The organism is Rhodococcus sp. DK176, assembly GCF_038447315.2.
Taxonomy (GTDB): domain Bacteria; phylum Actinomycetota; class Actinomycetes; order Mycobacteriales; family Mycobacteriaceae; genus Rhodococcus_F; species Rhodococcus_F jostii_A.
On the sequence record NZ_CP118321.2, the window covers coordinates 3,117,927 to 3,138,312 of the forward strand.

The following is a 20,386-nucleotide window of genomic DNA, read 5'->3' on the forward strand; positions in this document are numbered from 1 at the left end:
GTTGATCCGCGGCGGTCGCGCGGATTCGAAGCACTCACGCTCACAGCCCCAAATCCTTGGAGATGATCGACTTCATGACCTCGCTGGTCCCGCCGTAGATGCGGCTGACCCGCGTGTCCTCGTAGAGACGCGCGATCGGATACTCGGTCATGTAACCGTATCCGCCGTGGAGTTGGAGACACTTGTCGATCACTCGGGCCGCCACCTCGGTGCAGAACAACTTGGTGCGCGCGGCGTCCGCGACGGACAGTTCCCCGCGGTCGAGAAGATTGAGGGAGTGGTCGACGTACACGCGTGCGGCACGCGTTTCTGCCGAGCACTCGGCGAGTACGAACTTGGTGTTCTGGAATGCGGCGACCGGCTTTCCGAAGACCTTGCGATCCTGCACGTATGCGGTCGCGTGCCGAATCGCCGCCTCCGCGTGCGCCGCTGCGTTCAGCGCGATGCTCATCCGTTCCTGCGGCAGATTGTGAGTCAGGTAGTCGAACGCCACACCCTCGGCGCCGAGCAGGTTCTCGACCGGAACCTTCACGTCGTTGTAGAAGAGTTCGGCCGTGTCCTGCTGACGCAGTCCGATCTTCTTCAGGTTTCGCCCGACCGAGAATCCCGGACTGTCCGTCGGAACGCACAGGATGGACAGCCCGGCACGCCGATTCTCGGGGTCGAACGACACCGTCCGACACACGGTGAGGACGAGATCTGCCGTTACCCCTCCGGTGATGAACGTTTTCGCTCCGTTGACGATGTAGTGCCTTCCGTCCGCGGACAGCGTTGCCGTGGTCGAGATGCTCGCCAGATCCGAGCCGGTTCCGGGTTCGGTCATCGCGATCGCCGTCATGAGGGTGCCGGCGGCGAAGCCCGGCAACCACCGTGCCTTCTGTTCGTCCGTGGCGTACTCGAGAAGATACGGCAGGATCAGACAGCAGTGAACGGTGTAGGAGCCGAACGAGACGCCGGCGCGGGCAACCTCGTCGAACACGATGCTGCTGAACCGGAAGCTCGCCTCTCCGCTGCCGCCGTACTCCTCCGGCACTTGGATGCCCAGGATCCCCAGATCACCGAGCTGCCGGAAGAATTCACGCGGTGGACGGCCTTGATCTTCCCACTCCTCCTGGTACGGAACGACATTCTTCGCGATGAAATCGCGGACCGTCGACCGGAATTCCGAGTGCGTATCGCTCACCGACGTTGACTGCATTTTTCTCACTCCTTCATGGGCGGGTGACCGAACATCGCCGGCGCGGCGGGCCGCGATCACACGATCGGGACCCACCGCGCCGGGTATGCCGCCGGACCTGTGAACTACTTGTCGGCCGCCGCGAACGCAGCGACGTCGCGCTCGGGCCTGATCAGCAGGGCACCGACCACTCCCGCGACGACCAAGATTCCTCCGAGCAGGGCGAACCCGGACTGGTAGCCCGCGAGCGGCGTCGAGGCGCCCGTCACGAAGCCACCGAGGATCAACGGAGCGATGATCCCGCCCATGCTGTAAAAGGCTACGATCGTGCCGATTACGGTGCCGCGCTGCTTGGCCGGAACGACGTCGGAAAGCAGCGACCACGCCACTCCTTGCGCGCCGACGACGAGTGCGGCACCGACGATCAGCAGAATGGTCTGCAGCGGTCCGGGATCGGGAACCAGCCACACACTGGTGCTGAGGCCGCCGATCCCGACGAGTGCGCACGGCAACAACCCTCGCGCCGTGCGAACGCTCGCGCCCCGTTTGGTCATTGCCCGCGAGACCGCTCCGAAGGCGATCATGAGGACTGCGCTGGCCAGGTACGTCAATGACACCAGCCAGCCGGCCGTCTTCGCGTCGTAGCCCGATCCCTGACGCAGCGCCAAGGGCAGCCAGCTGATCTTCGTCGCGGCAGTGCAGAACGTGGCGAAGAACAGCACCGCCACCCCGACGACCGTACCGGAGGTGAGCAGCCGCCGGTAGGGCACGTGCTCGGGCAGCAGGGCGATCGAGGACTGCTGGTGCCCGACCGCTTCGGGGCCGTCCCGGCCGAGGAGCAGCCATGCTGCGACGAACAGTGCACCGGCCGCCGCCGCGACCGCGAAGGCTGCGTGCCAGTCGAAGCTGGTGATCAGCGCGGTGATCACCGGTGCGGCGACGACCGGACCGACTGCGACGCCTGCACCGACGATCGAGGTCGGCAGGGCACGCTTCTCCGGGGCGAACCAGGTATGGGTGATACCGAAGGCCATTGCAGCACTGGGCCCTTCGGCGAATCCGAGCAGAATCCGAGTGATGATCAGGACGGTGAAGCTCGTGCTCCACACCATCGGAACCAAGCTGAGTGTCCACAGGAGGGCGACGCCGCCGACCAGCCACCGGGCCGGCACCTTGCCGACGAAGTAGCCGCCGAGGATCGCGCCCACGGCGAAGAGCCAGAAGAAGGCGCTCTGCACGAGGCCGAACGCACCGGCATCGATGTCGAGATCGTCCATCATCTCGACGCCGGCGAGGCCGACGATCGCCTTGTCTGCGTAGTTGAGCAGTAGGAACGTGAAGAGCAGCACCACAATCGTCCAGGCTTGGCGCCGGGACACCGGGACGCGGGTCCCGGACGAGTGTTGTGCTGCCGGAGAAGACTGGTCAACAGTCATTGAGCGACCTTCCTCGGATGAGTTATCTGATGGTGGGAGCGCTCCCACGTCGAGTTCGCCTGTCCCGGTGACACATCACGGGCTCGCGTCTCTCCAGAAGTGAAGCACGCCACACTTTGCCGGCGCAAGGTTTCAGCCGCTTATCGATTCACTTGTTTCAATTTGTAATGTTCACAGCTATGAAGTCTGGATATGTTCTCTAACAGTTGATCACTAAATCGCAGGAGACGGGCTGCGCCGGGCCGCGAACGACCGATAGCCTTGCCCATGAATCCACGGGCAAGGCGGTCGCCTGCTGCTGTCCGTCGTGTTCGACGGTGTCGCTACCTCGAGCTATCCGACGACGCCCCGGGCTCTCAGTTGTGCGATGCGGTCCGGTCCGTAGCCGGCGTGCACGAGCACTCCGTCGGTGTCGGAACCGACGACGGGCGCACGGGACGGTTCGGCGGCCGGGGTCCCCGAGAACCGCGGCGCCGGAGCAGGTTCGATGTGTCCTTCCGGACTGGTCCGGAAGGTGTTTCGGGCCACGTTGTGCGGATGCCGGGGTGCTTCGGTCAGGGAGAGTACCGGAGTCACGCAGGCTCCCCGACCGGCGAACACCTGCTCCCAGGTGTCCCGGCCCCGAGTGCAGAACACCTCACCGAGCTTCTTGCGCATCACAGGCCACGCCCCCTGGTTGCGCCGGTCGGCGAAGTCCGGATCGTCGGCGAGGCCGAGAACCTCGAGGAGAGCGGTGTACGAACGCGAGTCCCCCACCCCGAGGGCGACATGGCGGTCGTCGGAGCACCGATAGACGCCGTAGCAAGGACTTGCACCGTCGATGGAGTTGCGTTCACGCTCGTCCTGCCACGCTCCCGCGTTGAGGAAGCCGTGGATCATGGCGAGAAGGGTTGCCGATCCGTCGGTCATCGCCGCGTCGACGACCTGGCCGCGGCCTGTGCTCCGCGCGTTGACGACTGCGGCCAGCAGTCCGAACGCGAGGAGCATTCCACCGCCTCCCATGTCGCCGACGAGGTTGAGCGGTACGACCGGCTCGTCGGCCGGCCCGATCGCATGGAGTACCCCGGTGAGGGCGATGAAGTTGATGTCGTGGCCCGGTTCCGCGGCCAGCGGTCCGTCCTGGCCCCAGCCGGTCATCCGTGCGTAGACCAGTGCCGGGTTCCGGGCGAGCAGGGCATCGGGGCCGACGCCCAGCCGCTCCGCGACTGTGGGACGGAAACCCTCGATCACAGCGTCCGCGGTCTCGGCCAGCGCCAGCACGACGTCGGCGCCCCGCGGATCCTTGAGGTCGATCGTGACGGAGCGGCGATTGCGGTGCAGGATCGGATGCGGGTCTGACTTTCCCGCGTCCTGCACGCGGTCGACGCGGATGACCTCGGCGCCGAGGTCGCCGAGCAGCATGCCCGCGAACGGTCCGGGTCCGATGCCGCCGAGTTCGAGGACACGGATGCCGGACAGCGGACCGCGTTGGTCCATCGGGTCACGCGTGCGGGGCGAAGAGGTCATGGCAGTACCTCTCGGTGGGAGTTGTTCGAGGTGTGCGCGCACACGTCAGACGGCCGCGAATCGAGGAATACGCTTCTCCAGGAAGGCGATTCGCGCTTCCTCGGAGTCCGGCGAGGCCGCGCAGACGGCGAACTGCTCCGCCTCGAGGGGCAGGTAGTCTCCCAGGGACAGACTGGTCGCGGCTTGCAGATTGCGCCGCGCCGCTGCGACCGCCGTGGGCGAGTAGGACGCGATCTCGGTAGCGGTGGCCATCACCCTCGCCGAAAGTTCCTCGGGCGGTACCACGTCGTTGACCAGTCCCCAGTCGAGCAGTTCGGTGCCGCGCAGCTTCGGGGAGAGCAGAAGCAACTCTTTGGCCCGGAGCGGACCGACGAGCCGGGTCAGGTGCCACACACCGCCGAGGTCACCGCCGAAGGCGACCTTCACGAACGCGGTGCTCATCACCGCCGTAGTCGAGGCGTACCGGAAATCGCAGTTGAGCGCGAAGGACATTCCGGCTCCGGCGCAGCCACCGCGGATCTCCGCGATGGTCGGCGTGTTCATATCGTGCATGCAGGTCACCAGGCGCGTATAGCGCATGAGCGAGGTGCGGCCCCGCAGGTGGTCCCCCGCCGGGTACGGCGGCGGGTTGGTGTCGGCGTTGTCGCGTCCGACGGAGAAGTGGTCGCCGGTGCTGGTGATGACGACCGCTCGGATGCCGCGGTCGTTCTCCGCCCGTTCGAGGGCGTCGAGCAGCCCGTCGGCCATCTCGATCGTGAAGGAGTTGCGGCGCTCGGGGCGGTTCATCGCGATCGTCGCGACACCGTTTTCTTCTCGGTATACGACCGTCTCGGTCATGGTTGTGTCCTCACTACTCAGCGTCTGTGATGTGTGACGGGCCGACGCCCGCCGTCGATGGTGTGGGCTGCGGGGCCGACGCGGCGTCGACGAGTCGTGCTCGCCACGTGCGCGCGGTCCGCGGCATGTTCCAGGCGGCCACGGCGCGGGGCCGGCCGTGCGCATCGAACTGCACGGCGGCGAACGGACCGACCTCCGGATCACCATCGACGACCGTGAACTCGATGTCAGTCGAGATGCGTCCGTACACCTGGATCCTGCTGTCGTACTGGTCTGTCCAGAAGTACGGGATCGGGGCGAAGGGCGTCCGGTGGCCGAGCAGCGTCCGGGCCGCGGCCATCCCCTGCTCAGTCGCGTTCATCCGATGTTCGACGCGAATTCGGCCGAACCGGGGATGAATCCACGAGGCGACGTCGCCTGCGCCGACGATGCCGGGTGCGGCTTCGCAGTACTCGTCGCACAGCAGTCCGTCGCCGACCGGCAGACCGCTGTCGCGCAGCCAGTCGACCTCAGGTACCGAGCCGATCGCGACGACGACCACCCGGGCAGGAATTCCCGTGCCGTCGCCGAGGCGCACACCGGTAACCCGTCCGTCGTCTTCCGTGAAGCCGACGACTCCGGTGCCGCACCGCAGGTCCACTCCGCGGTCGATGTGCAGCCGGGCGACCCGGTCCGCCATGCCGGCGCCCAGTTGGCGCACCATCGGCGCGTCCAGCGGATCGACAATCGTGACGGCACAGCCTAGTTCTCGGGCTACTGCCGCAGCCTCGGCGCCGAGGAATCCGGCACCGACGACCACGACGGGCGGGCGCTCCTGCAGCGCCTCCCGCAGTTCCCACGCATCGTCGACGCCGCGCAGCACATGCACTCCGTCGAGATCGTGGCCGAACGGAAGTCGCCGGGGCCGCACTCCGGTCGCGACGACCAGTCCGTCGAAGGGCACACGTGTTCCGTCGCCCAACTCGACGGTGCGCGCACCCACATCCAGGCGCTGGGCTCTGGTGCCCAGCAACCAGTCCACGTCGAGGGCGTCGAGCGACTCCTGGGCGCGCAGAGCCACGCGCTCACGTTCCCACTCGCCGCGCAGCACCTGCTTGGACAGGGGCGGTCGGTCGTAGGGGGCGTGCGGCTCGTCGCCGATCACCGTCAGCCGCCCCTCGAAGCCGTCCCGGCGCAGTGTTTCGGCGGCGGTCAATCCCGCCGCCGATGCGCCGACGACGACGACATCTCGGAGTGTCATCGCATATTCCTTCGGTTCGGTTCGCTCACGACGTTCGGCTCTCTCGTCTACAGGCCGAGGTCTTTGGCGATGATGGTCTTCATCACCTCGCTGGATCCGCCGTAGATGCGGTTGACGCGCACGTCGGTGTAGAGCCGGGCGATGGAGTATTCGCGCATGTATCCGTACCCCCCGTGCAACTGCAGGCACTTGTCGACGACGCGGCCGGCGGTCTCGGTCGTGAACAACTTGATTCGTGCCGCATCGGCCGGGGACAACGCGCCTTCGTGTTCGAGTTCGATCCCTCGGTCCACCAGCGCCTGCGCGGCCTCGACCTCGGTATCACATTCGGCCAGAACGAATTTGGTATTCTGAAACGAAGCCACGGGCCGTCCGAAGACGTTGCGCTCGGTGACGTACGCCTTGGCCAGTTCGACAGCCGCGGCAGCGCGGGCGGCGGCGTCCACGCCGACCATGAGACGTTCGCGCGGCAGGTTCTGACCCAGGTAGGAGAAGGCCTTGCCTTCCTCACCGAGAAGGTTCTCGACGGGTACCCGGATGTCGGTGAAGGACAACTCGTTGGTGTCGCTCGCCTTGAGGCCGATCTTTTCGAGGTTGCGGCCGTACTCGAAGCCCTCGCTGTCGGTGGGCACGATCAGCAGGCTCAGTCCGGCTCGCCGGTCCTGTTCGGTCGCGGACGAGGTGCGAGCCACCACGACGCACAGCTCGGAGTTGCGGGCACCGGAGATGAACGTCTTGGCGCCGTTGAGGACGTAATGGGTGCCGTCCTCGGACAGCCGCGCGGAGGTCCGGATGCCGGCCAGATCCGAGCCGGTGCCCGGTTCGGTCATCGCGATGCACAGAACCAGATCGCCTGCCGCGATACCCGGCAACCAGCGCCTCTTCTGTTCCTCGGTGGCCAGCGCCAGCAGGTAGGGCAGCACCATTCCGGTGCTGAGACCGTAGTGGCCGAGCATGATGCCGGCGCGGGCGCTCTCCTCGGAGATGATCGCCTGGAATTTGTAGCTCGTGTCCCCCGGGCCGTCGTACTCCTCGGGAATGCCGAATCCGGTGACTCCGATCTCACCGAGCTTGTGGAACAGTTCGCGGGGTGGTTGGCCGGCCGTTTCCCAGTCCGGGTAGTGCGGGAGGACCTCCTTGCCGATGAAGTCCCGGATCATCGTCCGGAATTCTTCGTGGTCCGCGTCGTAGACGGTGCGTTTCATGTCAGCTGCTCACTTATGGGAAGTCGTGGCGGCGACCGCGGCGGCGTCGTTCTCTGCGAACGCCGCGCGGAGCTCGCGCTTGAGGATTTTGCCGGTGCCGGACACCGGCAGTGCGCCGACGAAGTCGACGGTGCGCGGGGCCTTGTAACCGGCGATGAGGGTCTTGGCGTGGGCTCGTAGTTCTTCGGCGGTGACCGAGTGGCCGGGGCGCGGCACGACCACGGCGTGCACCCGTTCGCCCCAATCCGGATCGGGGACACCGATCACGGCGCACGAGGCCACCGCGGGGTGGGCGGCCAGGGCGTTCTCCACCTCCGCGGAGTACACGTTTTCTCCGCCGGTGATGATCATGTCCTTGAGCCGGTCGACGATGTAGAGGTAGCCGGCGTCGTCGAGGTATCCCCCGTCCCCGGTGTGCATCCAGCCGTCCCTGAGTGCGGTCGCGGTGTCCTCCGGTTTTCCCCAATAGCCGGCCATCACATGATCACCCCGGGTCACCACCTCGCCGACCTGCCCGGGTGGCAGAGGGTGACCGTCCGGTGCGATCACCGCGATCTCCACGATCGGGGTGGCTCGGCCCGTCGATCGCAATCTGGCTCCGCCTGCCCGGTGCTCCGCGCCGCCCAGCACGGTGAGCACACCGGTCTCGGTCATTCCGTAGACGTGGATGAAGTTGACCGACGGGAAGTGTTCCAGCGCCCGGTCGAGCAGACTCTGCGGGGTACCCGAGGCGCCGTAGCCGATGAACTCGAGACTGCTGACGTCGTAGGTGCCGAAATCCGGGTGCTCACAGATCCTTTGGATCATGGCCGGTACGAGCGCGCACCCGGTGACGCGGTGTTCGTCGATCGCGCTCAGCACACCCTCGGGTGTGAAGGTGGGCAGAAACACCAGCGTCCCGCCGAGCAGGGTCTGCCCATACCAGCTCAACAGCGCACCGATGTGGAACAGCGGCGCCGTCAGCATCGTGACCCCGCCCGGACGGACCGAGGAACCGGCGAGGTGATAGCTCAGCAGCGAGGTCATGAACGAACGGTGGGTGACCATCACGCCCTTGGGCTTGCCGGTGGTGCCGCCGGTATAGAGCAGCATCGCCACATCGTCACCGCCCCGACGGATTTCGGGCACCGGAGCGGTGTCGGCAACCAGCTCCTCGTAGGGCAGCATGCCTTCCGGCGCCGGCCCTGCGCCGCAGTAGATCAGGGTCCGCAGGCCGGGGGCTCGCTCACGCAGCTCGGGCCCGAATCCGGCGAACGCATCGTCGACGAGCAGCACCTCGGTGCCCGAGTCGGTCAGTGCGTACGCGATCTCGGCCGGCGACCAACGGGTGTTGATGGGGTTCGCCACCGCCCCGGCCCACCAACTGGCGAAGAACACCTCGTGGTGGTGTTCGGAGTTGAGCGCCACGATCCCGACGCGGTCGCCGACTCCGACTCCGGCCCGCTGCAGCGCCCCGGCCAGGCGGGCGACCCGGTCTGCCACCTCGCGGGTGGGGCGGGATCGGTCGCCGTCGACAGTCATGGTCTGATCGGGCCGCTGTGCGAGGGCGCGGTGTAAGGCGTGGGTCAGAAACACGGCAACTCCCGATGTTCCGTCCGGCGGAGCCGCCGGGGCAGGTGAATGGTGGCCGAGGTGCAGGAATCCGCGGTGCTCATGGGCCCACACCCTCGAGCTGGATCAGGCTGGGCCGAGTGACCTCGGCCGACTTGGGGAAGGAGTCAGCGCCCATCAGCTCGGCCAGGTCGCCGACCGACCACCCACGGTCGGTGTCGAGGGCGTGGGCCAGGGAGTAACCCGCGTAGAGCCCGACATGGCCGCCGGTGACCGAGAAGACCTGACCGGTGAACGGGCACCGTGCAGTGGCCAGGTAACCCACCAGCGCCGAGACGTTGCGCGGGTGGAACCGGTCGAATGCGGTGTCGTCCTCCGGTGCCGCGACCGCCGCGGCCAGAGTCGGTGCGGTCGCGACCATCGGGGTGCGGGCCGCCGGCGAGATCGCATTGGCGCGAACCCCGAATCGGCCCAATTCCTCTGCCCCGACGACGGCCTGAATCGCCAGACCGGCCTTCGCTGCGGCGTAATTCCATTGGCCTACGTTGCCGTGCAGCCCGGCGGCGGACGTCGTGTTGACGATCGAGCGGTCTTCGACGGCGCCCGCCTTCGCCTGGTCCCTCCAGTACCGTGCCGCCGCCCGGGTGAGCCCGAACGCGCCTTTGAGGTGTACGTCGAGTACCAGGTCGAACTGCTCATCGGTCATGTTCCACAGCATTGCGTCACGAACGACACCGGCGTTGTTCACAATGACGTGAAGGTCGCCGAAGGACTCGATGGCAGCAGCGACGAGCTGCTCTGCCGTGGCGGAATCGGCGATCGACCCTTCGACCGCGATCGCTTCCCCGCCGGCGGAGCGGATCTGCTCGACCACGGACCGAGTGCCGTCGAGGTCGTTCACGACCACCTTGGCACCTTCGGCGCCGAGCAGCAATGCGTGCGCGCGGCCCAGGCCGCCACCGGCCCCGGTGACGACGGCCACGCGATTATGCAGCTGTCCCATGAATTCTTCCTTTCTGCACAGATTCAACCCGTCGGGGGTTGCCCGTCGGGGTCGTTCACTAGGTTTTCGGCTCGGCCGGGCCCGCGGATCTCCGCGGACGAATCGCCGCTTCCTGGGTGACGGAGGCGACCAATGTGCCTTCCCGGGTCCAGAACTCGCCGAGGTTGAAGCCCCGCCCATCGACCCTCGAGGTGCTGCGCTGAGCGAACAGCAACCAGTCGTCGGTTCGAAAGGGCCGGTGAAACCACACCGCATGGTCGAGGGAGGCCAGGGTCACCTTCGACGGCTCCGCCCGCAGCGGGTAGAGCAATTCGAGATTCAGGCCCGAGGTCTGCGGCAACGTGATGTCGGAGCAATAGGTCAGAGCGCACGCGTGCAGCAACGGGTCGTCGGGCAACGGGTCCTTCGTGCGGAACCACACCGCCTGCCGGAGCTGACCGTCCTCCTCGGCCCACGTGGCACCGTTCGGTGACAACGGGGCGACGCGCATGGACGTCACATGGGCGTACTTCGACTCGAGAAAACTCTCGGGCTTGAGTTCGGCCCAGCATTCGAAGGCGTCGGTCAGATCGTCCGGCGGAGGGACGTCCGGCATCGTCGTCTGCCGCTCGGCCCCCTCCTCGGGGCTCTTGAATGACGTGGTCAGGGTAAAGATGGGCCGGCCGTCCTGGGTTGCATCCACTCGGCGGGCCGAGAAACTACGCCCGTCACGCAGGCGTTCGACGGTGTAGTAGACGGGCCTGTGGATATCCCCGCCCCGGAGAAAGTACCCGTGCAGTGAATGCACCTTGCGCTCCGGATCGACAGTGTGCCCGGCAGCGGCGAGCGCCTGAGCGACCACCTGCCCTCCCATCGCCCGCATCGGCGAGCCGCCGTGACACCATCCCCGGAACAGGTTCAGGTCCAGGCGTTCGACGCGCAGAAAGTCCACGAGTCCCGTTCCCCACCGAACCTCGGGTGGGCCGGCACCGATGCTCTGGTCGACCTCCACCGGCGTCGTAGCCGTGGTCACGTCTCGGCCCGCTCGGCGAGTTCGATGGCCACCGCCGGGCACAGGCGAGCGGCCTCGCGGATCCCGTCGTGCAACTCGACCGGCGGATCCTCGACCAGCAGAACGGCGACGCCGTCCTCGTCACGCTGGTCGAATACGTCGGGGGCCGCGAGCACGCACTGCCCGCCACCGACGCACTTGTCCTCGATGATGTGAATTTTCATGTGCTGTGGCCCTTTCCGGTCACCAGGTCACCATCAGGCGGTGCACCCCGTAGATGGACATGTCATGTTTGAAGGCGACCTCGTCGAGCGGCTCGGCAAGCGCCAGGGTGGGGATCCGGCGGAACAGCGTGCCGAACACGACCTGCAGTTCCACGCGCGCCAGCTGTTGCCCCAGGCACTGGTGGACACCGAAGCCGAAGGCGAGGTGGTGGCGTGCCTGACGGCTGATGTCCAGGGCGTCCGGACCCTCCGCGGTGTCACCGGGGAAGGCCGACGTGTCGCGGTTGCCGGAATCGAGAGACAGGATGACACCTTCACCCTGCCGGATGATGGTCCCGGCGATCTCCATGTCCTGCGTGGCCACTCTGCGCAGGCCGCTGTGAACGATGGTCAGGTAGCGAAGCAATTCTTCGACGGCACCCGCCAGCAATGCCGGGTCTTCGCTCGTGCGAAGCAATTCCACCTGATCCGGCCTGCCGAGCAGTGCGGCCGTCCCGAGGGCGATCATGTTGGCCGAGGTCTCGTGGCCGGCGGTGAGCAACAGCAGGCCCATCCGCGCAACCTCTTCGCGCGTCATCAGGCCTGGGTTCAGTTGTTCCACCGCGAGACGGCTGAGCACGTCGTCGCCCGGGTCCGCGCTTTTCGCATCGACCAGACCGGCGATGAAGCCGATCAGTTCCTCCGCTGCCGCGGTGGTCTGCTCGGGCGTCGACGTCTTGGCGACGAAAACCTTGCTCAATCGTTGGAACAGATCGTGATCGGTGTACGGCACCCCGAGCAGCTCGCAGATCATCAGCGACGGCACCGGGAGCGCGAATGCCTCCACCAGATCGACCGGCTTCGGACCTGCGAGCAGTTCGTCGGTGAGGCTGTCGACGATCTGCTGGATGTGGTCCCGCAGTGCCTGCATCCGCTTCGCGGTGAAATCGCGGGCGAGTATCCGCCGGGGATGGTCGTGCTCGGGACCGTCCATCTGAAAGAACGTCTTCGCGCGTGCCCGGCGCGCCTTGATGGCGGCCGAGGAGTGGGGGTAGCCCGGATTGTCGGTGTCGGCGCTGATCGTGGGGTGGCTGAGCACGGCGCGGATGTCTTCGTGTCGGGTCACGAGCCACGGCTCACTACCGTCCCAGATCCGCACCCGCCTGAGCGCCCCCTCTCGGCGCCATTCCGCGAGCGGTGCGGGCGGGTCGAAGGGGCACCGGGCGACATTGCGCTGCATCGGAAATACCGGGGCTTCGGTGGTGTCGAGCATGGGAACTCTCCTGTCACGGGCGAGCTCACTCGCCATCGGTTTCTGCTCAAACCATACTTCACTTATTCCGTTCGATGTCAAGGGCAGGATCTTCGATCGGAGTCCATATGCAGAGTTCAACCCGGTCACTACGCCTGGACTGGTGCCCTTCAACGGTTTCTCAATTCTGCCTAACGAACTGTCACATATTGACGAGTGCCGCGTCGCGCGCAAGCGTTGACGCAGGTCGGCGTCGAAATTCGCACGCACCCCTTGACAGGCTCACCACCGATCCTTGAAAGTGAATCATCGTTAGAGCGATAGGGAGACAAAATGACTCGAAGAGTACTGGTGGCCGGCGTAGGCATGGCACCGTTCAGTAAACCGAGCGCCGGAGAGACCTACGACGTCCAAGGTCCGAGGGCGGTGACCACCGCCCTCGCGGACGCGGGGCTGAGCTACGACCGCGTGCAGCAGGTCTACGCCGGGTATGTTTATGGTGATTCGACCAGTGGTCAGCGGGTCGTGTATCAGCTCGGCAAGACCGGGGTACCGGTGCTGAACGTCAACAACAACTGCGCTTCGGGATCCTCCGCGTTGTGGCTGGCCCGTCAGGCGGTCGAATCCGGCGCCGTCGACTGCGCGCTCGCCGTCGGCTTCGAGCAGATGCCACCCGGTGCGCTGAGCGCGAAGTGGACCGACCGACCTGCGCCACTGAGCGACTTCGTGGGGGCACTGCGCGACATCTACGACATCGATCCCGCCGTCCCGATGACTCCGCAATATTTCGCGGCGGCCGGCCTCGAGTACCTCGACAAGTACGGCGGAAGCCCGGAGACCTTCGCCGCGGTGGCCGTCAAAGCCCGCAGCCACGCCGCGAACAATCCCTACGCCGTGTTCCGCGATCCGATCACGCTCGAACAGGTGCTCGGCTCCCCGCAGATCGCCGGCCCGCTGACCCGGCTGCAATGCTGCCCACCCACCTGCGGCGCCGCCGCGGCAGTGGTCTGCTCGGACGAGTTCGCCCGCGCGAACGGACTGACCCCGAGGGTCGCTATCGCCGCGCAGACTCTGCAGTCGGACAGCGGCGACCTCTTCGCCGAGAAGAGTGCGATGTCGCTGGTCGGCACGGACGTGACCCGCAATGCCGCCCGGGACGTGTACCAGCAGGCAGGTGTCGACCCCGCCGACATCGCGGTCGTCGAGTTGCACGACTGCTTCACCGTCAACGAGGTGCTCTCCTACGAGGCGCTCGGCCTGTGCGACGAGGGCGGGGCCGAGAAGTTCATCCTCGACGGCGACAACACGTACGGCGGAAGGGTGGTCACCAACCCCTCCGGCGGTCTGCTGTCCAAGGGACATCCGCTGGGGGCCACCGGTCTCGCACAGACCGCCGAGATCACCTGGCAACTACGCGGCGAGGCAGGCGATCGACAGGTCGAGAACGCCACCCTGGGCCTCCAGCACAACCTCGGCCTCGGCACCGCCGGAGTGATCACCCTGTTCGAAAGGTTGTCCTGAATCATGCCCATCGACCCGACCATCGTCGGCACCCGTACCCCCGAATTCCAGACCACCGCCGAGCGTAACCGGTTGCGCTTCTTCGCGCAGGCGACCGGACAGCCCGATCCGGCGTACACCGACCTCGACGCCGCGAGGCTCGCGGGGTACCGCGATCTCCCGATCCCGGCGACGTTTCTGTTCTGCCTCGAGATGGACAACCCCGACCGGCATCGATTCCTCGCCGACCTCGGAGTCGACATGCGCGCAATCCTGCACGGAGGACAGCGATTCCAGTATCACGCCCAGGCCTACGCCGGTGACACGCTGACCTTCTGGACCGAGGTCACCGACGTCTACGACAAGAAGGGCGGCGCCCTCGACTTCATCGTCCGCGACACTCACGTCAGCCGTGACGGAGCCCCCATCGCAACACTGACCAGCACCATCGTCGTCCGCGACCCGAAGTCGGCCGCATGAACACCGCATACCTGACCGCGGGAGATTCCTTTTCCCTCGACTGCCCCACGATCACCCGCACGACCCTCGCCCTGTACGCCGGCGCCTCCGGAGACCACAACCCGGTCCACATCGACATCGACGCCTGCCGGGCCGTCGGAATCGAGGACGTCTTCGCCCACGGAATGCTGTCGATGGCCTACCTGGGCCGTTTGCTGACCGCGACCTTCCCGCTGGATCGCCTCCGCTGCTTCGACGTTCGGTTCACCGCGATCACACCGGTCAACACCACACCGACCTGCACGGGCACCGTCGCCAAGGTCGAGGACGGCCTCGCCCACCTCGATCTCACTGTCGCTCTCCCCGACGGAACCGTCACCCTCTCGGGCACCGCCGTCGTCACCACCCACTGATTCCGCCGAACACAAGGACCCCCATCATGAAAACCCTGGACGGCAACGTCGCACTCATCTCCGGCTCCGGGCGCGGCATCGGGCGCGAAGTCGCGCTCAAACTGGCCGCCGAAGGCGCCAGCGTCGTCGTCAACGACGTCGACAAGGCGCCGGCGGACGAGACCGTCGCCGACATCGTGTCCGCAGGCGGAAAGGCGGTGGCCTGCGTCGGTTCGGTCACCGACCTCGACTTCGCCGACCGCTTCGTCGCAACCGCCACCGACACCTTCGGCGGCCTGGACATCATCGTCAACAACGCCGGCTACATCATGGACAACGTCATCCAGAAGATGACCGACGAACAATGGCAGAACGTGCTGGACGTGCACCTGCAGGCGCCGTTCCGGATTCTGCGCGCCGCCCAGCCGTACATCAAGGCCAATCCGACCGATCACCACCGCAAGGTCGTCAACGTCTCCTCGGTCTCCGGTGTCTTCGGAAACCCCGGGCAGGCCAACTACGCTGCCGCCAAGGCCGGGGTCATCGGGCTCACCAAGACCCTCGCCAAGGAGTGGGGCCGTTACCGGGTCAACGTCAACGCTGTCGCCTTCGGGTTCATCCTCACCCGAATGACCGAGGCCGTCGCCTCGGACGACGCCTACGTCGAGATCGAAGGCCGCAAGATCAAGGTCGGGGTCAGTCAGGCCGTCATGGATTCGGTCAAGCGCACCAACCCCCTCGGCAGGCCGGGCACACCCGCCGAGGCCGCCGGCGCTGTCTACGCACTCTGCCTGCAGGAAACGAATTACGTTTCCGGGCAATGTCTTACCGTAGACGCCGGCTCCCGCTGATCCCGTGCCGACCGCAATCCCGAAACCCTCATCGGCCCGCCGGGCCCCTCACTCCCTCGGAGGCAACCATGCGTGATGCCGTCATCGTCGATGCGGTACGCACCGCCGTCGGCAAAAGGAACGGATCACTGGCGACGCTTCACTCCGCCACCCTGTCCGCCCACGTCCTCACCGCCCTCGCCGAACGCAACCATCTGGACCCCGCCGTCGTCGACGATGTCGTCTGGGGCTGCGCCATCGGAGTCGGCATGCAGAGCGGTTGCATCGGCCGCGCAGCCGTCCTCGCCGCCGGTTGGCCCGAATCGGTTCCCGGCCTGACCATCGACCGTCAGTGCGGATCCTCCCAGCAGGCGGTACACCAGGCCGCGGCCGGTGTCATCGCCGGCCAGTACGACGTCGCCGTGGCCGGTGGCGTCGAGATCATGAGCGCCGTGCCTGCAAGCGCCACTCTCGCCGACGGGCAGTACGGTCAGCCTTTCGGTCCCGACGTGTGGAAGCGCTACGACGACAGACGATTCCATCAGGGCGTGGGCGCGCAAATGATCGCCGACAAATATGGAATCTCCCGCACCGAGATGGACCAGCACGCCCTCGACTCGCACGCCGACGCCGCCCGGGCGATCGACGAGGGACGCTTCAAGGACCAGATCGCACCCATCACGGTGACCGGCGACGACGGCACCGAACGCACCTTCGACACCGACGAGGGCGTGCGGCGCGGTTCCACCCTCGAAAAACTCGGCGGACTCGCACCTGCCTTCGGGGAGGGTGGCACCCTCACCGCGGGCAACGCCTCGCAGATCTCCGACGGCGCCGGCGCATTGCTGATCACCACCAGCGAGTACGCCCGGGCCCAGGGGTGGACGCCGCTCGCCCGTATCCACACCGCGGTCGTCGCCGGCACCGACCCCGTCACCATGCTGGAGGGTCCGATTCCCGCCACTGCCAAGGTATTGGAGAAGAGCGGGCTGACACTCGACGACATCGGAGTGTTCGAGATCAACGAGGCCTTCGCCTCGGTCACTCTCGCCTGGCTGCGTGCGACCGGCGCGGACTACACCAAGATGAACCCGAACGGTGGAGCGATGGCCATCGGACACCCCGTCGGCGGATCCGGCGCCCGGATCATGACCACACTGGTCCACCACATGCGTGAACAGGGCGTTCGTTACGGCCTGCAGTCGATGTGCGAGGGCGGTGGCATGGCCAACGCCACCATCCTGGAGCTGCTGTCATGACCGCGGCACGGACCGCTCTGGTCACGGGAGCAGCACGCGGCATCGGCCGCCGGATCGCCGTGAGCCTAGCCAAGGACGGATACGCCGTCGCGGTCGTCGACACCGATTTCGACGGGTACCGCGAGTTCGCAGCCGACGACGAAAACACCAGCGTCGTCGACGAACTCGAAAGTCACGGTGTCCCGGTCATCGCCGTCGAAGCCAGCACCGCCGACGTCGACGCGATGAACGAACTCGGAGCACGCATCCTCGATGAATGGTCGGCGCTCGGCGCACTGGTCTGCAACGCCGGCGGCGGATCCGGTGCGTTCGACGGCAACCGGGCCTCCGCGATCGACCTCGCCGACCTCGACGACGTCCTGCGCCGAAACCTGCACGGGACCATCATCACCGTCGGCGCCGCGCTGCCCGCGCTCCGCCGGGCCACCGATCCCTCGATCGTCACCATGGGGTCGATCACCGGTGTCGAAGCGAAGCCCACCGGAACGTATGCCCATTACGGCATCACGAAGGCCGCGGTGATGCACTACACCCGCTATCTCGCGAACGACCTGGCGCCGGAGGGGATCCGCGTCAACTGCGTCGCGCCCGGACTGATCGCGACCGGCCGAGCCCAGCACCGCCTGCGTGAGCGGGCCGACTCCGGCGCGGACATCCTCTCGCGGATCGGGTCACCGGACGACGTCGCGGAGGCGGTCCGCTTCCTCGTGTCACCCGCCTCCGCGTACATGTCCGGGCAGATTCTGCCGCTGTGGCGCCCTACTGGGCGCAGACCCGCGATGATCCGACTCACACCTACGAACTCGAGGAACACCACCATGGGCACCACCGCACCCTACGACTACGCCAATCTGGAGATCGACCAGCGTGACGGAGTCCTCACCGTCCGGTTCGACCGGCCGGACGACTACAACGCCATCAACCACGACCTGCACACCGAAATCATTCGGCTGTGGGGGCAGATCCGTCGCGACGCGGACGTGCGTGCCGTCGTTCTGACCGGCAACGGACGGGCGTTCTCGGCGGGCGGAAACCTGAAGGGGCCGCGCAGGACTGCCGGACCCGAGCTCGACGCGTTCTTCCTCGACGCCCGCTCCATCATCATCGAACTCCTCGAACTCCCCCAGCCGATCATCGCCGCCGTGAATGGGCCGGCCATGGGACTGGGCGCGACCCTCGCCCTGCTGTGCGACGTGGTGTACGCGTCCACCGACGCCGTGATCGCCGACCCGCACGTGACCGTCGGCGTCGTCGCCGGCGACGGCGGAGTGGTGGCCTGGCCGTGGCTGACCGGAATGTCGCGCGCCAAGGAATACCTGCTCACCGGCGACAAGGTCGGCGCAGTGGAGGCCGAGCGCATCGGCCTGGTGAACCGGGTCGTCGAACCGGATGCGCTCCTCGACGAGGCCCACGCCCTCGCCCACCGGCTGGCGGAGAGCCCGGTCCGTGCGATCCAGGGCACCAAGGCGGCGCTGAACAGAATCCTTCGCGACACCGCGAGCCTCGTCCTCGACGCCGCACTCCTCAGCGAGAAGGAGTGCTTCGCCTCCGGCGACCATGCCCGCGCCGTGGAAACGTTTCTCGCCCAAAGGGAACTCGCGAAGTCGGCGGCTCGTGCACACGCCTGACGATGTCACCCGAAGTCACCGAAGAGAGGTAGCACGCCCATGATGTCGTTGGATGAGGTAGAAGAAGCACAGAGCCTGTGTGCGGTCTTCCAGACCATGGTCGGCGCCCGCGCCGACGAGGTCGCTCTCCGCACCGCGGAAGGCGACCGGACCATCACCTGGCGGGCCTACGGGCAGCAGGTGCGGCAGATCGCCGCCGGCCTGGCAGAGCTGGGAGTCCGTCGCGGGGACACGGTGGCGATCATGTTCACCAACCGGCCCGAGTTCCACCTCGTCGACACGGCCGTGATGCACCTGGGTGCGACGGCGTTCTCCGTCTACAACACGTTCACACCGGAACAGATCGCGCAGTTGTGGACCAGCGCCGGAAACCAGGTGATCGTGTGCGAGGAGCAGTTCGTCGACAAGATTCGCCAGGCCGCCGTGGTCCGTCCCGTCGAGCACATCGTGTGCGTCGACGGCAGCGGCCACGACACGATCTCGCTGGAAGACCTGGTGGCTCAGGGTGACCCGTCTTTCGACTTCGACGCCTCCTGGCAGGCGGTGAGCCGCGACGACCTCCTGGCACTGATCTTCACCTCCGGCACTACCGGAGCGCCGAAGGGCGTCGAGCTCACCCACGAGAATGTTCTCTTCGCCGTCGCGGCGAAGGTGGCAAGTCAGCGTGAGGCCCTCGGATCGGAGATTACCGAGCGGGTGCTGTCCTATCTCCCCGACGCCAACCTCGCGAACCGTTTCGCAGCGCACTATGTGCCGATGGCCAGCGGTGCCACCGTCACCGATGTGCGCGACGGCAAGACTGTGCTGCAGGTCTTCCGTGACGTGCACCCGACGACGTTCATGGGCGTTCCGATGATCTGGTACCGGCTCAAGGCGATGATCGACACCGCCGTGGCCGGGTCCGGGCAACCGGCTCGGGAACAGGCCGAGTGGGCGCTGTCGCTCGGTCTCGACAAGGTGCGGCTCGAACTCGCCGGGCAACCCGTCCCGGCACGGCTGGCCGCTCTTCACGAACTGGCCGACCGCACCGTCCTGGCCCCGCTGCGCCGCGAGTTCGGTGTCGATCACCTGGGATTCGCCACCTCCGGCGGCGCCCCGATAGCTCCGGAAGCACTCGAGTTCTTCCTTGCGCTGGGCGTGCGGGTCTGCGAGGTCTACGGCCTGACCGAGACCGCCGCGTCCGGCATCGGCAATCATCCCGACCGTATCCGGATCGGGACCGTGGGCCAACCACGTCCCGGCGTCGAGGCCAGGCTCGCGAGCGACGGGGAACTGTTGTTGCGCAGCCCGGGTGTCATGCGGTGCTACCGCGACGACCCGGCGAAGACCGCCGAAACCCTCGACGCCGACGGTTGGCTGCACACCGGCGATATCGCCACCATCGACGCCGACGGCTACGTGACCATCGTCGACCGCAAGAAGGACATGATCATCAATTCCTCGGGAAAGAATCTCGCCCCGGCGAACATCGAGAACGCGATCAAGCTCGAGTGCCCCATGCTCGGAGCCGTAGTCGCGGTGGGCGATGGTAGACCGCACATCGCGGCGCTGCTCATCCTCGATCCCGAGCAGGCCAACGCCTTTGCCGACGCTCACGCGATCGAGGACCGCACCCCGGAGGCCCTGGCCGCGGATCCCCGGGTACTGGCGGCGGTCGCCGAGGGCGTCGCCTGCGGCAATGAGCGTCTCTCCCGAGTCGAGCAGGTGCGGGCCTACGCCGTGCTCCCCGCGTTCTGGGAGGTCAACGGCGAAGAACTCACCGCCACCACGAAAGTGCGCCGCGCGCGCGTCAACACCAAGTACGCCGACCAGATCGACGCGTTGTACAACCCGACGGCAGCGTCGGTCTTGTAGAGCGCCCTCCGATCCGACTGCACTGTCGCGAGCCATGGGCGGCCCGGGCCCGAGTGGCGCGGG

At 66.8% G+C, this 20,386-nt stretch carries 18 protein-coding genes; 7 read left to right on the top strand and 11 right to left on the bottom strand.

The annotated features are described in order from the left end of the window. Window positions 1-40: 40 nt before the first annotated feature. The 11 genes from PSR88_RS14780 to PSR88_RS14830 form a co-directional block, all read right to left on the bottom strand. On the bottom strand, window positions 41-1,198 hold the full coding sequence (locus PSR88_RS14780; protein WP_016882247.1) for an acyl-CoA dehydrogenase family protein: 1,158 nt from the start codon (window positions 1,196-1,198) through the stop codon (window positions 41-43). A gap of 104 nt (window positions 1,199-1,302) precedes the next feature. Continuing rightward, window positions 1,303-2,613 (bottom strand): MFS transporter, encoded by a 1,311-nt coding sequence (locus tag PSR88_RS14785; protein WP_029539067.1) that lies wholly within the window; start codon window positions 2,611-2,613, stop codon window positions 1,303-1,305. Window positions 2,614-2,946: 333 nt separating this feature from the next. Next, window positions 2,947-4,119 (bottom strand): CaiB/BaiF CoA transferase family protein, encoded by a 1,173-nt coding sequence (locus PSR88_RS14790; RefSeq protein WP_020476794.1) that lies wholly within the window; start codon window positions 4,117-4,119, stop codon window positions 2,947-2,949. 45 nt (window positions 4,120-4,164) lie between these two features. After that, a complete protein-coding gene (locus PSR88_RS14795; protein ID WP_016882244.1) occupies window positions 4,165-4,956 on the bottom strand; it encodes an enoyl-CoA hydratase/isomerase family protein in 792 nt (263 codons plus the stop codon). 13 nt (window positions 4,957-4,969) lie between these two features. Further along, entirely contained in the window at window positions 4,970-6,196 is a 1,227-nt protein-coding gene (locus PSR88_RS14800; RefSeq protein ID WP_016882243.1) for an NAD(P)/FAD-dependent oxidoreductase, read from the bottom strand. Window positions 6,197-6,243: 47 nt separating this feature from the next. Beyond that, the gene (locus PSR88_RS14805; RefSeq protein WP_016882242.1) at window positions 6,244-7,401 is read right to left on the bottom strand and encodes an acyl-CoA dehydrogenase family protein; all 1,158 of its coding nucleotides are present in this window, start codon (window positions 7,399-7,401) and stop codon (window positions 6,244-6,246) included. A gap of 9 nt (window positions 7,402-7,410) precedes the next feature. Then, window positions 7,411-8,976: an acyl-CoA synthetase gene (locus PSR88_RS14810; RefSeq protein WP_016882241.1), complete on the bottom strand. Its 1,566-nt coding sequence runs from the start codon at window positions 8,974-8,976 to the stop codon at window positions 7,411-7,413. 76 nt (window positions 8,977-9,052) lie between these two features. Next, entirely contained in the window at window positions 9,053-9,955 is a 903-nt protein-coding gene (locus PSR88_RS14815; protein WP_029539065.1) for an SDR family NAD(P)-dependent oxidoreductase, read from the bottom strand. A 58-nt stretch (window positions 9,956-10,013) separates the two neighbouring features. Further along, on the bottom strand, window positions 10,014-10,967 hold the full coding sequence (locus PSR88_RS14820) for an acyl-CoA thioesterase (protein WP_016882239.1): 954 nt from the start codon (window positions 10,965-10,967) through the stop codon (window positions 10,014-10,016). Next, complete coding sequence (locus tag PSR88_RS14825; protein ID WP_007301699.1) at window positions 10,964-11,170, bottom strand: ferredoxin; 207 nt, start codon at window positions 11,168-11,170, stop codon at window positions 10,964-10,966. The genes PSR88_RS14820 and PSR88_RS14825 overlap by 4 nt, the downstream gene beginning before the upstream one ends. Window positions 11,171-11,189: 19 nt before the next feature. After that, window positions 11,190-12,422: a cytochrome P450 gene (locus PSR88_RS14830; RefSeq protein ID WP_016882238.1), complete on the bottom strand. Its 1,233-nt coding sequence runs from the start codon at window positions 12,420-12,422 to the stop codon at window positions 11,190-11,192. A 312-nt stretch (window positions 12,423-12,734) separates the two neighbouring features. Between PSR88_RS14830 and PSR88_RS14835 the strand changes: the two genes are divergently transcribed. The 7 genes from PSR88_RS14835 to PSR88_RS14865 all read left to right on the top strand — a co-directional run bounded on the left by PSR88_RS14835 (window position 12,735) and on the right by PSR88_RS14865 (window position 20,323). Then, entirely contained in the window at window positions 12,735-13,922 is a 1,188-nt protein-coding gene (locus PSR88_RS14835) for a lipid-transfer protein (protein ID WP_029539063.1), read from the top strand. 3 nt (window positions 13,923-13,925) lie between these two features. Further along, a complete protein-coding gene (locus tag PSR88_RS14840; protein ID WP_016882236.1) occupies window positions 13,926-14,381 on the top strand; it encodes a MaoC family dehydratase N-terminal domain-containing protein in 456 nt (151 codons plus the stop codon). After that, window positions 14,378-14,773: a MaoC/PaaZ C-terminal domain-containing protein gene (locus PSR88_RS14845; protein ID WP_007301703.1), complete on the top strand. Its 396-nt coding sequence runs from the start codon at window positions 14,378-14,380 to the stop codon at window positions 14,771-14,773. The genes PSR88_RS14840 and PSR88_RS14845 overlap by 4 nt, the downstream gene beginning before the upstream one ends. Window positions 14,774-14,799: 26 nt before the next feature. After that, the gene (locus PSR88_RS14850; protein WP_007301704.1) at window positions 14,800-15,603 is read left to right on the top strand and encodes an SDR family NAD(P)-dependent oxidoreductase; all 804 of its coding nucleotides are present in this window, start codon (window positions 14,800-14,802) and stop codon (window positions 15,601-15,603) included. 68 nt (window positions 15,604-15,671) lie between these two features. Next, window positions 15,672-16,841 (top strand): thiolase family protein, encoded by a 1,170-nt coding sequence (locus PSR88_RS14855; protein ID WP_016882235.1) that lies wholly within the window; start codon window positions 15,672-15,674, stop codon window positions 16,839-16,841. Further along, window positions 16,838-18,469 carry an SDR family oxidoreductase gene (locus PSR88_RS14860; RefSeq protein ID WP_016882234.1) on the top strand — a complete coding sequence of 544 codons (1,632 nt, stop codon included), beginning with the start codon at window positions 16,838-16,840 and terminating at the stop codon, window positions 18,467-18,469. The genes PSR88_RS14855 and PSR88_RS14860 overlap by 4 nt, the downstream gene beginning before the upstream one ends. A 39-nt stretch (window positions 18,470-18,508) precedes the next feature. Beyond that, window positions 18,509-20,323, top strand: a complete 1,815-nt coding sequence (locus PSR88_RS14865) for an AMP-dependent synthetase/ligase (RefSeq protein WP_016882233.1) — start codon at window positions 18,509-18,511, stop codon at window positions 20,321-20,323. The last annotated feature ends 63 nt before the right edge of the window (window positions 20,324-20,386 follow it).